Origin of the sequence: Methanocalculus chunghsingensis, assembly GCF_018132105.1 — an archaeon.
GTDB lineage: Archaea > Halobacteriota > Methanomicrobia > Methanomicrobiales > Methanocorpusculaceae > Methanocalculus > Methanocalculus chunghsingensis.
The window spans coordinates 34,965-47,960 of the sequence record NZ_JWHL01000001.1 but is presented as its reverse complement, the minus strand read 5'-3'; the positions used below and the strand labels follow the sequence as shown (position 1 = coordinate 47,960).

12 protein-coding genes are annotated in these 12,996 nt (G+C 51.7%); 4 read left to right on the top strand and 8 right to left on the bottom strand.

What is annotated here, in order from left to right; genetic code table 11:
- Nucleotides 1–19: 19 nt before the first annotated feature.
- The 6 genes from RJ53_RS00235 to tsaA all read right to left on the bottom strand — a co-directional run bounded on the left by RJ53_RS00235 (nucleotide 20) and on the right by tsaA (nucleotide 6,380).
- Nucleotides 20–712: a dihydrofolate reductase family protein gene (locus RJ53_RS00235; RefSeq protein ID WP_211529603.1), complete on the bottom strand. Its 693-nt coding sequence runs from the start codon at nucleotides 710–712 to the stop codon at nucleotides 20–22.
- 55 nt (nucleotides 713–767) lie between these two features.
- Entirely contained in the window at nucleotides 768–1,874 is a 1,107-nt protein-coding gene (locus RJ53_RS00230) for a hypothetical protein (RefSeq protein ID WP_211529602.1), read from the bottom strand.
- An 84-nt stretch (nucleotides 1,875–1,958) separates the two neighbouring features.
- A complete protein-coding gene (locus tag RJ53_RS00225; protein WP_211529601.1) occupies nucleotides 1,959–3,548 on the bottom strand; it encodes an FMN-binding glutamate synthase family protein in 1,590 nt (529 codons plus the stop codon).
- A gap of 250 nt (nucleotides 3,549–3,798) precedes the next feature.
- A complete protein-coding gene (gene npdG, locus RJ53_RS00220) occupies nucleotides 3,799–4,449 on the bottom strand; it encodes an NADPH-dependent F420 reductase (protein WP_211529600.1) in 651 nt (216 codons plus the stop codon).
- Nucleotides 4,450–4,550: 101 nt separating this feature from the next.
- Nucleotides 4,551–5,414 (bottom strand): Mrp/NBP35 family ATP-binding protein, encoded by an 864-nt coding sequence (locus RJ53_RS00215; RefSeq protein ID WP_211529599.1) that lies wholly within the window; start codon nucleotides 5,412–5,414, stop codon nucleotides 4,551–4,553.
- 102 nt (nucleotides 5,415–5,516) lie between these two features.
- Nucleotides 5,517–6,380 (bottom strand): tRNA (N6-threonylcarbamoyladenosine(37)-N6)-methyltransferase TrmO, encoded by an 864-nt coding sequence (gene tsaA, locus RJ53_RS11815; protein WP_343221792.1) that lies wholly within the window; start codon nucleotides 6,378–6,380, stop codon nucleotides 5,517–5,519.
- Between the two features lie 45 nt (nucleotides 6,381–6,425).
- On the opposite strand from tsaA, the gene RJ53_RS00205 reads away from it, so the two are divergent.
- Both RJ53_RS00205 and RJ53_RS00200 read left to right on the top strand, forming a co-directional pair.
- Nucleotides 6,426–6,875: a YbhB/YbcL family Raf kinase inhibitor-like protein gene (locus RJ53_RS00205; RefSeq protein ID WP_211529598.1), complete on the top strand. Its 450-nt coding sequence runs from the start codon at nucleotides 6,426–6,428 to the stop codon at nucleotides 6,873–6,875.
- An 86-nt stretch (nucleotides 6,876–6,961) separates the two neighbouring features.
- Nucleotides 6,962–7,420 carry a YbhB/YbcL family Raf kinase inhibitor-like protein gene (locus RJ53_RS00200; RefSeq protein WP_211529597.1) on the top strand — a complete coding sequence of 153 codons (459 nt, stop codon included), beginning with the start codon at nucleotides 6,962–6,964 and terminating at the stop codon, nucleotides 7,418–7,420.
- Nucleotides 7,421–7,422: 2 nt separating this feature from the next.
- On the opposite strand, the gene RJ53_RS00195 is transcribed toward RJ53_RS00200, so the two are convergent.
- Both RJ53_RS00195 and RJ53_RS00190 read right to left on the bottom strand, forming a co-directional pair.
- Nucleotides 7,423–9,198 carry an SLC13 family permease gene (locus RJ53_RS00195; protein WP_246495898.1) on the bottom strand — a complete coding sequence of 592 codons (1,776 nt, stop codon included), beginning with the start codon at nucleotides 9,196–9,198 and terminating at the stop codon, nucleotides 7,423–7,425.
- Nucleotides 9,199–9,327: 129 nt separating this feature from the next.
- Nucleotides 9,328–9,819 carry a flavodoxin domain-containing protein gene (locus RJ53_RS00190; RefSeq protein ID WP_211529596.1) on the bottom strand — a complete coding sequence of 164 codons (492 nt, stop codon included), beginning with the start codon at nucleotides 9,817–9,819 and terminating at the stop codon, nucleotides 9,328–9,330.
- Between the two features lie 185 nt (nucleotides 9,820–10,004).
- Here RJ53_RS00190 and RJ53_RS00185 point away from each other — a divergent pair, with 185 nt between their 5' ends.
- Both RJ53_RS00185 and RJ53_RS00180 read left to right on the top strand, forming a co-directional pair.
- Nucleotides 10,005–11,129, top strand: a complete 1,125-nt coding sequence (locus RJ53_RS00185) for a TIGR04084 family radical SAM/SPASM domain-containing protein (protein ID WP_211529595.1) — start codon at nucleotides 10,005–10,007, stop codon at nucleotides 11,127–11,129.
- A 61-nt stretch (nucleotides 11,130–11,190) separates the two neighbouring features.
- Nucleotides 11,191–12,996, top strand: coding sequence for a HEAT repeat domain-containing protein (locus tag RJ53_RS00180; protein ID WP_211529594.1), 1,806 nt, complete (start codon nucleotides 11,191–11,193; stop codon nucleotides 12,994–12,996).

The window sequence follows — 12,996 nt, the reverse complement described above, 5'->3', positions numbered from 1 at the left end:
GCTTCCCTGACCCGTTCCCTCATTCACCGCCACCCGTCACCACGTCCTCCTTCACCACCCGGTACCGAAGATGCACCCGGCCCTTCCCCAAATCCTCGATACCGAAGAGATCAAGGGTAACCGGCGCCTGCACTGTTGCAAAGAGCCGCTTCCCACCCGGCCCGGCGATCACCGGCGTCAGCAGAAGACTGATCTCGTCTGCTATCCGCTCCTGTATCAGGTAATCATTGAGGTCCCTGCCGCTCTCCGAGACGATGCAAGAGATCCCATACGCTTCTCCGGCAATTCTGCATGCTTTGGCAATATCCACCTTCTCTCTCCCACAGACGATATATGGATACTCCCGTTCCCGGAGGTAGGCGACATACCCGGCCGGTGTCGCCTCTGAGATGAGAACGATGACATCCCTGATATGCTCCATTCGCCGGTAGAAATGAAGCTGGTTGAGAAGAACACCGGTACTATCAACGAAGATGCCGAGTGGGCGGGTATCACCGGCAACAGGCAGGGGACGTTTCATATCCTCCGGCTCCTCAGGCATGGCGGCATCCATAAACATCTCAATACCGGTGCGGGCCGTCGTTGAGCCAACAAGGACCGCATCAGGGGATAACGAATGAAGGCGGGCATAATGGAGTTCAATATCAATATCAAAGCCTGTGACGGCATTATCAAGAGAGATCGAACTGTGAACGATCACCTTTGGAATCATAGAAGGAATAGGAAGAAACTTCGTAGTAATGGTGCGGTGAGAAGAGACATTGGAGCTACATCCCCCTCATCTCCGCAAGCAGTCCGTCCCTCTCCATCTGCCGGTACAACCCATACCGGTCATACATCCGCCCCAGTATGGTGGTATGAATTCCCACATACCGCTCAACCTTCCCGACAAGACCATTATACCTCTTCAGGCGGTCATTATACCGCTCAACAAGGGCATTGAACCCGGCGACCTGATGGTTATACTCCAGGTACCGCCCCTGGCTGCGGAGGAGATCCAGCGCAGACTGGCGGGCGGCGATCTCATCGTTCATATCTTCAAGAACCTGACGCTCACGGTCCATCTCAAGATTCAACGCATCCACCATGGCACGGCAGTATGCCAGAAGATCCGAAAGAGCAGTCGTCTCGTCACACGCCATATACCCAAGCGTTCCATCGCCAATGGGGATGATAACCGGATCCGACGAGATGGTCACATTCCCGGCAAGGCGGTCGGGAACGATCCCGACAAAATGAGTCTTCGTCGTCTCAAGATAGGAATACCCATCGCCAGCGTCACGGCATCCAGCCCCCCGTACACCAAGAGCCATATGCTTCTCTTCGAGGTACAGAAGAAGAGCGACATCGTACCCCTCACGTGAAAGTACTCCGGCAAGAAGAAGTGTCTTATCATCACAGTCCCCGGTCCCGTCCCCATACGTCTCTATCGGGAACTTCGGCTCGATGAGGACGGTATCATCATCATAGGGGAGCGACTGGACAAAGACCGAGCAGAGTTCAAGATACCGGTCATCATCAAGCCTGAGATCACTTCGGACAGTCCGGAGTGTCGAAATCAGGTCCTGAAAGAAGGTTTCCTGGTGGGGATCATCGATGAAAGCGGCATAATAGATCGGGTACCATTCTGATTCAGCAAGATCCCTGTAGAGATAAATCCTTTTATCCGACTGCTGTGCCCCACGATAGACTCCCATATCAACCGGAACATCGATCGTCACCCTGCTCTCCTCAAAGAGGAAGCTATGGCTGACGAGACGTACTGTGGTATCGGTATCAAGAGGAGTTATGGATGGAGGAATAGAGTCGGGCTGGAAGCATCCTGAAGAGAGGGATAAAAGAAAAAGCAGGAGAAGAACAGTACGCCAGAACATGAACAGAAAATAGTTGACATCCGGGGTATAGAATACTGCCGGATATCGAATAAAGAGGGTATGGGGGGAGAGTGCCTGTGGCACTCAGCTGAGCAGGATAGCCTCGGCTGCATCACTGTATGCATCCATGACGTACGGAATGCCCGTCACCTTTGCAGACTCCTCGGTGAGTGCCATAAGATCATTTCGGGAGATTGATTTCAGGCTGAAATTTCTGCTCCCTGCCATGATCTGCTGCATACCAAGCCTGTAGCGCTCAACATAGCTGTAGATACCCATCGCACCGAGCGGGATCTCGCTGATACGGGCACCATACTTCTCCTTGAGATCCTGATAGCAGACAAAGATCTCTTCTACGGTACTTCCATATTTTGCTACATTCTTCGGCAGATCACCTGCATCAAGCCACTTCTGAATATTCTTTCCGACCATTCCCGGGATCATGAGGCCACGGCCCATACAGACGGCCTTAAAGTACGGCGCCCCCATGCAGAGTGCCTTAAACCCGTTTGCCTCGTCAGCAATACCACCTGCGATGGCGAGATCCGGTACCCGCATCCCCCGGTTCCTGAGAACTTCGGCATACTGGTAGGCAAGGCTCTGAATATAAATCGTCGGGATACCCCATTCGTTCATCATCGGCCACGGTGACATGCCGGTTCCACCAGGCGCACCATCGATGGTCAGAAGATCGATCTTCGCTTCTGACCCATAGCGGATCGCCATAGCAAGTTCTACTGCCGAGTACGCACCGGTCTTGAGGGTGATCCGCTTAAACCCGATATCACGGAGACGATCGACTTCATCAAGGAACTGTTCTCTTCCAATGAAACCAACACGCGAATGACGCTCGATCTCTTTAATTGCTCCGGATTCGTATGCCTTGCGCACTTCAGGAAGAGTCGGATCAGGGAGGACGATATACCCCCGGTTCTTCAGCTCGGTTGCACAGTTGAGAGACTGCACCTTGATCTCTCCACCGATGCACTTGGCACCCTGGCCCCACTTCAGTTCGATCGTCTCAAGATTGTGTTTCGATGAAACATACTCTGCTGTTCCAAAACGGGTATCCTCAACATTGAGCTGAACAAGAATTTCACCATAGCCGTCATGGAACTTCTGATAGGTCGTGATCCGTCGATCAATCTCCGGACACTCCTTCACCTTACCAGCGGAATCAAGGACGAGACCGGGATCGATACCACAAATATTCTCACCACAAACAAGGGTAATTCCGGATATTGCAGCACCGATGGCAAAATGCTCCCAGTTTGCCCTGGCAATCTCAGTGGATCCAAGTGCTCCGGTGAAGATCGGGGCCCGCATCTGCACCTTATGATCCCATCCATACTCTGTCGTCGTATCTGCGGCTGAGAAGATGGCGGTATCCGAGTTGATCTCAGTGCCTTCAGGGAGACCTTTTGCACCAACAGCATATCCCTGTATATTCAGATGCGAGTAGTCAACAGGATAGTTCTTATCAGCCCCGGCAGTCATCTCACCGAAAGGACCAGGATATATGGCCTCACGGCCACGGAATGATGAAAGCCAGATATCACAGCCACCTTTACAACCATCGACACATCGCGTACAGATACCTGACATCGGTACGACATCACGTGAACGATTGAACGTCCCGATTGCTTCATTTGCATTGGGTCTTCGCAGATTCATATTCTATCTCCTTGAAAGAGGCAGTTGGGCAGCGCCATGAAACCTCAATATTCTGTTGAGTCCCATAGTTATAAGAGATTTCCTTCCACCATTATATAAATATTACTAAAAATGAGTTATATAAAGATAGCGCATAATCCCGAGTTGGCAAGAAGAGAGTATAAAAAAGAAGGGAATGTGACATGCAATATGGTCAGGTCCACAAGTACCTGATCGAAAGAAGAAGAGAGGGGATAAAGTAGGTTGTTATTTACCTGAAATAGACCCCGACATCCCGCATACCGTTATTCTTGGCGATATTCAGAAGGAGAGGGGTGATACTCTCAACGATTGATGATGAAGAGAGAGGACCGGCATCAAGTGGCCTAAGGTTTGGAAGATCGGAGATGAGTTTCATGACAATCTTCTTTGCCTCCTGATCATCACTGCAGACAGCTACTGAGTAATCAAGGACTGCATCAAGTTCCTTCCACTTATGCGCAGCGATATTGTTAAACGCGGTGACGAGCCGTGCACTCTCAGGGAGCATCTTTTTGATATAGAGAGCAGCGGAGCCTTCTTCAGGCTGATCATAGAAGAAATGACCCTTCTTCCCCATCGGATTGACAGGGGAGACGACGATCTTCCCTTCAAACCCGGTCAGACCGGAGAGAGTTGCCCTGACATGCTGAAACGGCAGGGCAAGAACAATGACATCAGCTGCATCAACAGCCTCCTGGTTAGAGACACCCTTGCAGTGGGAGATAATTCCCCGACCCTTCAATGTCTCAATCGTGCAGTCGCTCGTCGCACATGCCTTTGACTCATCTCTTGATCCAAGAGTCACTTCATGGAGATGGGAGAGACGGAGTGCCATCCCTTCACCAATATCTCCAGTACCACCAACAATTCCAATCTTCATAATTTCCCACCATAGTATCAGATATGATACGTATGAGATCATCGATAGAAGATGATTTAAGTATTGTTGTTTTTGATTTTTAAAAACGGAATGGAGAGTTTTTAGCTCTCGATGACGTCAATAAGCTTCTCCATGACGGCATCGACAGCAGCCCATGTTGGGCTGTCCCCGCGGCGGATGATAAAGGGCTTCCCTTCATCGCCAGCCTTTCGCATATCAATATCGAGAGGTATGCTGCCAAGGAACGGTACCTTGAACTCCTCGGCAGCCTTCATCCCGCCATCCTTTCCAAAGAGGTCGATCGATTCCTTGCAATGTGGACAGACCATCCCACTCATGTTCTCAATGATTCCAAGGGGCCTGATCCCGATCTGTTCGACAAATTTGAGCGCTTTGCTCGAGTCGAGAACAGCGACATCCTGCGGAGTCGTCACGATGATTGCACCGGCGATATTTGGCGCAAGCTGAATGATCGAGAGTGCTTCATCACCGGTACCTGGCGGAAGATCAACAACGAGGAAGTCGAGCGGCCCCCAGTTGACATCAGAGAGAAATTGCTGGATAGCCGTCATCTTCATAGGTCCACGCCAGATGACCGGAGTGGAACGCTCAGGGAGGAGGAAAGCCATCGAGATGACCGCAAGCGATCCCGTCACACTCACCGGCTGGATCTTCTCTCCCATGATCTGAAGCTTATGATCCTCAAGGCCGAGCATCTTCGGGATGCTTGGACCATGGATATCGAGATCCATCAGGCCGGTTTTGAACCCATGGTTTGAGAGTGCATATGCCAGATTCACCGAGACGGTGCTCTTCCCGACCCCGCCTTTTCCGGAGAGAACCAGCACCACGTGTTTTACATCGATATTAGCCTTCTTTGGAAGGTTTGAATCACACCCTTCCGTCTTTGATGTGCATCCTTCACACTGTCCATTACAATCCTGTCCATCTGGTTGATTCGCCATAGTATTCCTCAGATTTATTCCTACAAGAGGTTGTCAAAGAGAGATTATAGGTGTATAGATCGGTGCATGAAAAGAAAAAAAGGAATTTGAAACCCAAAATCACTATTTATCAGATAAAGAATCGTTTTCCGGGGAATCGATAGCAGCTGAGTATGGTTTGATATCGAGAACCGGGGTCCCATCGAGCGCATCAAGACCTCTCACCCGGAGCACCCGGCTATCGATGCTGAGGAGGTCGACAAGCGAGAGGCCAATCGGGTTTGGCCGGTTCGGGGAGCGGGTCGCAAAGACCCCGCGCGGCGCTCCCCATTCGGGGCGTTCGACAGAGAGTGTATCACGGCTGCCCCGGTCAAACCATGAGAGGATGAGCAGATGAGAGTATGCAGAAATACCCTCTAATCCTGCTTCATAGTCAGGATATATCTCAATAATGCTCTCAACCGGCTCAAGCCGCCCCTGTCGTGGAGCATCAGCCTGCACTTTGTATGCAGATCGGACAATACCAATCGGCCGGAGTCCGACGCCAGGAAGATTCTTCTTTTCGACCTGCACAGAGGATGTTTTTCCATCCAGTGCCTCATTTGCAAGCTGATCTGCCATCCGGATATAGGGGTGCTCCCGTGGAACAGAGGCAAATCGTACAGAGGAAAACATACTGACTGCCTCCTGAGCCTTCTGATGAAGCGGTATCAGCCCCTTTGCCCTGACAGCATACTGCCCGTTCATCTGCCTGACGACGAGCTGGCTGTCTGAGAAGACCTCAACCTCATTCGCACCAAGCTGTGCGGCCGCCTTCAGCCCTTCGATGATCGCCCTGTATTCAGCCTCATTGTTGGTCACCAGACCGATATATTCACCATGCTCCCTGATGATCCGTCCATCCTGAACTATTAGGTAGGCGACTGCTGCATTCCCCGGGTTTCCCCGGGATGCACCATCTGTATAGAGTTGTACTTTCTTCGTCATTACGAACCACTGGTTATTTCATCTTAACCGGCAATACATCGGCGTATGGAAAAACTGACAGTCAACCTCGGATTTGTTGAGTTTCCACCAACCCATACCGGAGACGGACAGAATCTCTCTCCACTGATACGTCTTGCCAACCTTAAATCTCCATATCTCGCAGTCTTTGCATTTAACCCCTTTGAGCCGGGCTGTTCATTCTGTGCATGGGTCGCCTGGGATATTCCCGCTGATCATCGTATCCCCGCCGGACTTCCACCCCTGCCGGAGATCGATCATCCGGTCCATGCAGTACAGGGGACAAATGATTATGGAGAAACAGGGTATCGCGGCCCTGCACCACCACCCGGAGAGACGCACCGGTATCTCTTCAAAGTATATGGCCTTGATTCCAGACTCGGCATTCCACCAGGATCTGACAAGCATGCCGTTATCGAGGCGATGAAAGGGCATGTCATCCAGTATGGCGATACGAAAGCGGTCTGCCAGCGGTAATCCCCCGGCAACAGACACCAAAGATCCCTGCATTCCACCATTTGGTTTTTTATAGGGGGAGGCCTCTCTCATCCAATGGTGACAGAATGGAAAAATTATCTGTTAGCTTTGGAACCCGTGAATTTCCAGCAGACTATACCTGTGATGGCGAAGACCGCTCCCCGCCCCTGAACATTGAAGGCCTCAACGAAAATGTCAAGGCACTCGCCCTCATCATGCAGGATGAAAGCTCAAAAGAGGGCGGTAACTTTACCCACTGGATCATCTGGAATATCGATCCGGTCAGGATACTTCCAGAAGGACTGGAGAAAGAACCAACCATCAGCTTCCCGGTCAGTGCTGTCCAGGGGAGGAACGATTATGGAGAGATAGGGTACCGCGGCCCCTGCCCCGAGTCCGGAACCCCACACCGGTATATCTTCAAGATCTATGCACTTGATGCACCACTCTCTCTTGAAGCGGGAGCAACGAAAAAAGAGCTTGCCGCCGCCCTTGCGGGGCGTGTTATCCAGTTTGGATCAACACATGCAATCTACTCCAGGTGAACTCAGTACATCGGCCAGAAGATGAGGAGGAGCGGGATCGAGACGATGACAATGATCATCTCCAGAACGATCCCCATCCTCCAGTAATCGGTAAACCGGTATCCTCCCGGCCCCATCACCAGGGTATTGGACTGGTGGCCGATAGGGGTAAGGAACGCACATGAAGCACCGATAGCAACTGCCATAAGGAAAGGATCGATGGAAGCCCCAAAATCCAGCGCTATACCGATGGCAATCGGGGCCATCAGAACAGCCGCGGCGGCATTATTGACAAGATCAGAGAGGAACATCGTTATGACCAGAAGGAGAGTAAGGGTCATCCATGGGGGGAACATCGAAGAGCCGATGACAATACTCTCTGCGATCAATTGAGCGCCGCCACTCGTCTCAAGTGCCTGGCCGACCGGGATCATCGCACCAAGGAGAATAATAATCGGCCATTCCACACTGGCATAGGCTTCACGGAGCGAAATGATGGAGGTGAGAATCATCAGCACAACGGCGGCACTGAACGTAACCTGGACAGGGAGAATACCTAATGCAGATACAAGGAGGGCCGATCCAAAAATGGCGATCGCAAGGAGGATCCATTTTGGTGCGCCGATCCGGATCTCCCGTTCGGCAAGGGGGAGGCAGCCAAGAGCAGGAAGGCTCGCAGCCATCGCATCCTTCTTCCCCTGCAGAAGAAGAATGTCGCCAGCCCGGAATCGTATCTGGTTTAAGCGTTCCCGGATCCTCGATCCCTCTCTTGCAACAGCGAGAAGGTTAATGCCATGAATCCAGCGGAGGTTTGCGGAGTATGCGGTGTTATCGATTATCGGCGAGTCCGGCTTGACAATCGCCTCGATAATACCGACAGAATCGGATCCGATCACCTCTTCAGAGACATCTGCCTTCCCGGCAAGCTCAAAGCCCGTTGCATCAATGAGTGTCTGAAGATCATCCGAATCCGCCCGGATGATCAGGATATCCTCATCAAGTATCCTCTCATAGCTGGATGGGGCAACGATCCGCCGCCCACTCCTGATCACACCAACAACCATCACTTCAGCTTCACTAACCGCTCCGATATCGGCGATCATCTTCCCTGAGAGTTTGCAGCCTTCGGGAACCTTCACTTCTGTCAGGTAATTTTTCACCGAGAAGAGTTCGTCAGTAGAGGCAGGACTCTCACGCATCGGTATCAGGCGCCAGCCGACGAGCGATATAAAGAGGATACCACAGATCGCCACCCCGATACCGACATATGCAAAGTCAAAGATGAGAAAGGGATCGGCACCGTTCTGAACCCGGTATGTCGCGATGATGATATTTGGCGGTGTTCCGATGAGGGTGATCATCCCGCCAAGGAGAGAGCCAAACGCAACCGGCATGAGAAGGAAGGAAGGGGATCGCCCGTTCTTCCTCGCAGTTCGGATTGCAACAGGCATCATCAGGGCAAGAGCGCCGACATTATTCATGAATGCAGAGAGAACAGCCACGATGCCGGTCATCGAGAAGATCTGCTTCACCTCGCCATCACCGACCCTTCCAACCCATCGGCTCAGAATATCAATGAGCCCGGAGTTCTGAAGCCCCCTGCTGACGATCAGAACAGCTGCAACGGTGATGACAGCCGGATGGCCGAATCCGAGGAATGCATCCATCGGATCGATGATTCCTGCAATTGTTACAATAAGAAGGGCAATGAGGGCGACGATATCGTACCGTATCTTCCCTGTCGCAAAGAGGACTAGGGCAAGAAGAAGGGTACCAAAGACGATTGCCATCTCAGCCATCAGATATCAGATCCCGGACATACTACTGGATGCAGATACTCCAGATATATCTTCCTTTCTTCACCGGAGATAGAGGGTAAAGATACTTTTATGGATGGCCAGGGGAAACGACCCCGCAGTAGACAAATCTCAACCCTTCAAATCTTCCGCAACGCCCGTGATCCATACCCTGATCGCATCCCAGTCCCGAAAGTCCCCGATTGGGGATTTGACAAGTTTGAGTGCTGTCCTTTCAAAAAACGAAAGTTTGGAGGGATCGATCTTCCCTGCAAAGTATCCAAGCCTTCCCGGCCGAAATGGAGCAATCGCCGTATCCAGAATCTTCCTTGCCTCCTCCTGCTTCCCCTCATCCCCGGTAAATGCCATGCCAACTATAAATGCTCCGATGATCCGCTCCCTGATCGTCGCCTGATTGCGTTTGCAGAACTCCTCCACCTCTTTCATCCGGCCCACATAGACAGGCCCGCCGATGATGAGATGATCATACTCTCCGGGATTGGAGATCTCCTTTATCTCCTTCGCCTCTGCAGAGATGCCATCATTATTGAGTTCTGATGCAATGAAGGCAGCAATCTCTGCTGTTGATCCGGCATGTGTCGCATATGCAATGAGGACTCGCATGCATAAGGACTGTTCATGAAAGAATATGAATCTTATCTGAAGAGTGCCCGAAAGATAATTAATTCCATGATTTGGCATCAACGCTCCACAAAATAATTCTCCTCGAATTACCCTGATTACTGTGGGTAAATATGCCTGAACCAGTGCTCTTATCCGATCCTCCGGCAAATAATGGAGAGATCTGAGTGGTATTCTTTCACATCTATTTGACCGATGACTGTAATCTCTGCTGCCGGTACTGCCGTGGGAAGATGTTTGATGATCTCGATGAGATAGACTTTCCCTGCGAGATAGCATCCAATCTCCCTCCTGAGTTCGATGAGAGCCTTCTGGACCCGCTCTACCGGTTCCTCGCCAGAGATCCCGATCCTGTTGTCACCTTTATCGGCGGTGAACCACTCCTCCGCCAGGATCTCATCTGCCGGATCATCGACGAAGCGCCATGCAGCCGCTTCATGCTTCAGACGAATGGACTTCTTCTCAACAGCTTATCCCCCGATTACCGAAACCAGTTTGAGACGATCCTCATCTCCATAGATGGACCAGAGGATCTGACCGATTATAACCGTGGTGAGGGGGTCTATAACCGGATAGCTGCCAATATACAGGTCCTGAAAGATAACGGTTTTTCAGGGGAACTCATCGCCAGGATGACCGTCGATGAAGAGACGGACATCCATGCTTCAGTCACCCATCTCGCCTTCGGAACGAGCAGTCCGTTCCAATCGATTCACTGGCAGATGGATGCAAATTTCTGGGGAGATTACAAGAAGAGAAGATTCAGGGAGTGGGTTGCAGAGAGCTATAACCCCGGCATCAATGCTCTTTTTGAGGACTGGATACGCCATATGAGGGAGCACGGGGACGTACTCAGGTGGTACCCCTTCCTCTCCACCACCGAAGACCTCCTCCTCAACAGAACCTCCGGCCTTCGTTGTGGTTCAGGAGTCACAAACTATACCATCCAGACCGATGGATCGATCATTCCCTGCCCTATCATGACCGGGATGAAGGATCTCATCCTCGGTTCAATTAAAACCGCAGATCCCTGCAATCTCCCCATATCACTCCCAGGGCTTCCATGCACAGAATGTTCTATCCACGAATTCTGCGGGGGAAGGTGTCTCTATTCAAATATCATACGACCCTGGCCGGAAGAAGGAAGAGAAGAGGTCTGTTCGACAATTCATCACCTTCGATCAACGTTGTTGGATCACATTCCTGAGATACAGAATCTCATTCAAAAGGGTACAATCAATCTCTCATCCTTTCAGCATACACGATTCAATGGCTGTGAGATCATCCCCTGATAGCGAAGAGTAGATAGTTAATAACGACTCTATATCTCTTCAGGATCAGGAGTGGCGTAGCGTGGTGACAGAAGAGGCGGCAAATCAATTAACAGCAGATGAGTTGCTGACGCGTGCCCGTCTCGAGCGCGATCCCACACGAAAACTATTCTTCGCCACAGAAGCGATGGAGAGAAATCCCGAAGATCCCAAGGCATGGATCGAGCGTGCAAAAGCACTCATGAAATGCAGGATGCTTACAGAAGCAGAAGAGCAGATCAAGGAGGTGCTGAGACGCTATCCTGATGACGGGGATGGCTGGTACCTGCATGGCCTTCTGATGAATATGATTGGAAGCCGGGCATTTGCGAAGGAAAGCCTGACAAAAGCCATCGGGACATTAAAAAATCCCGGGCCTGCCCAATATGCCCTCGGCAGCATCCTTGCATTCGAAGGTCAGGATGATGAGGCGCTTATTATGTTTGATGCCGCGCTCAGGGAGGATATCCATGACCCGGATGCCTGGTATGCACGGGGGCGGGCCCTTCTCAGAATGCGGCGCTACCGGCAGGCAATCATCTCATTCGACCATGTTTTGGAGGAGAAGCCGGCAGATCATCATGCCACTGAGGCACGCCGGGAAGCAATCCGGATGATGAACCGTGAACAGGCGGTACGAGATGGGGACCGTGAATTTGAGGCGCTCCGGGAAGAGGCAGATTATGAGCAGCTTGCCCGCATGCTGGAGCATGCAGGCGACGCAAAGGCAAAGAAAGCAGCAGGAATACTGATCAACCTTGGAAGGGGATCAACCCGGCATATCCGGCCTCTTCTCTCACATGATGATCCCATAATCCGGCTTCGTGCCCTCCATACACTTCTTGCTCTGGACGATCAGGATTGTGCAGACATCTATGTTCAGATTGCATTGAAGATGAAAACACCTGAGGAAGGTGGTGGGCAGCGATCCGCTGCTCTCCTTGATGAGATCGGCCATGCCCTCAGAAGAATGCGAATTAATTCAACGCCGACACTTGAGGAGGCACTCCAAAGCAACGACGAGATCCGGATTGTCCGGGCCATCAGGCTCCTTGAGCGGGCAGGATTTGAAGAGACGATCATCCATCTCCTTTCTGCAACGAGTAGCGCTTCCATCACAGTAATCTATGCTGCCCTGACTGCACTTGGTGCAATCGGGGATGAGCGGGCAATTGACCGGGTTGCCAGCCTGATGAAGAGTCCGGACCCGGCGGTTCGTGAGCGCGCACGGGCAGTTAATCGTCTTATAATCCAACGTTCACTCCCTGCACTGATGAGACGATATGCTTCAGCAGATGCAGATGAACAATCCTGTCTTCTGGCGATCCTTGATGAAGCGGGCGGAGATGCAATACCTGATCTCCTCCGGATGCTCAGATTTGAGGAGGACAGCATAATTCGGGAAGCAGCATCCGAGGCGCTCATCGCCGCCTCAGATCCAACATCGGTCCAGCATCTCATCGATTCACTCATCTCGGCAGACACACGCCTCGCTGACCATGTAATAGCAGCATTGATCCATATCGGGCCTGCTGCAGTCCCGCATCTTATGGATCTCCTCATTGATCCGAGACGTCGCGTCCGTGAGCGGACATCAGACACGCTCACAGGAATGGGAAGGAATGCACTTCCTGCACTCATTGGTGCTATCTATGCAGAGGATCCGGCTCTGAGAGATGCAGCATCAGCCGTTCTCATTCGCATCGGAACGATCGCTGTCCCGGCACTTGAAGATGCACTCCACCAGTCTGATGAACAGGATCAGATCAGGGATCTCATCGGCCGTATCAGAAAGAATGAGCGTATGGAGCGGCTCCTTGCAGAATATCGGGGCGAGGAGCCGATCTGA

Excerpts from the sequence above, each read along its gene's own strand:
- tsaA (WP_343221792.1), bottom strand. The coding sequence starts at position 6,380 with ATGACGAAGAAAGTACAACTCTATACAGATGGTGCATCCCGGGGAAAC.
- RJ53_RS00200 (WP_211529597.1), top strand. The coding sequence starts at position 6,962 with ATGGAAAAATTATCTGTTAGCTTTGGAACCCGTGAATTTCCAGCAGAC.
- npdG (WP_211529600.1), bottom strand. The coding sequence starts at position 4,449 with ATGAAGATTGGAATTGTTGGTGGTACTGGAGATATTGGTGAAGGGATG.
- RJ53_RS00205 (WP_211529598.1), top strand. The coding sequence starts at position 6,426 with ATGGAAAAACTGACAGTCAACCTCGGATTTGTTGAGTTTCCACCAACC.
- RJ53_RS00195 (WP_246495898.1), bottom strand. The coding sequence starts at position 9,198 with ATGGCTGAGATGGCAATCGTCTTTGGTACCCTTCTTCTTGCCCTAGTC.
- RJ53_RS00190 (WP_211529596.1), bottom strand. The coding sequence starts at position 9,819 with ATGCGAGTCCTCATTGCATATGCGACACATGCCGGATCAACAGCAGAG.
- RJ53_RS00225 (WP_211529601.1), bottom strand. The coding sequence starts at position 3,548 with ATGAATCTGCGAAGACCCAATGCAAATGAAGCAATCGGGACGTTCAAT.
- RJ53_RS00230 (WP_211529602.1), bottom strand. The coding sequence starts at position 1,874 with ATGTTCTGGCGTACTGTTCTTCTCCTGCTTTTTCTTTTATCCCTCTCT.
- RJ53_RS00235 (WP_211529603.1), bottom strand. The coding sequence starts at position 712 with ATGATTCCAAAGGTGATCGTTCACAGTTCGATCTCTCTTGATAATGCC.
- RJ53_RS00215 (WP_211529599.1), bottom strand. The coding sequence starts at position 5,414 with ATGGCGAATCAACCAGATGGACAGGATTGTAATGGACAGTGTGAAGGA.